Annotated in this window: 1 protein-coding gene; it reads left to right on the plus strand. The window is 65.3% G+C overall.

From position 1 onward, the window contains the following. Window positions 1-334, plus strand: a 334-nt coding sequence (locus tag P0D71_RS36110; RefSeq protein WP_408483900.1) for an MFS transporter, incomplete at both ends; no start/stop codon positions are given.

Consider the following 334-nt stretch of genomic DNA (forward strand, 5'->3'; position numbering starts at 1 on the left):
AAATCCGACCACGCAGTTGCTCAACACCGCCGGCGTGTTCGCGGCAGGCTTCCTGATGCGTCCGATCGGCGGCTGGTTCTTCGGCCGTCTCGCCGACAAGCACGGCCGCCGCATGGCCATGATGGTGTCGGTGTTCATGATGTGCGGCGGGTCGCTCGTGATCGCGCTGCTGCCGACCTACGCACAGATCGGCGCGCTCGCGCCGGCGCTGCTGCTGGTTGCGCGGCTATTCCAGGGGTTGTCGGTGGGTGGCGAATATGGGACCAGCGCGACCTATATGAGTGAAGTCGCGCTCAAGGGGCGGCGCGGCTTTTTTGCGTCGTTCCAGTACGTC

It is taken from the genome of Paraburkholderia sp. RL17-383-BIF-A (assembly GCF_046028015.1).
Lineage (GTDB): Bacteria > Pseudomonadota > Gammaproteobacteria > Burkholderiales > Burkholderiaceae > Paraburkholderia.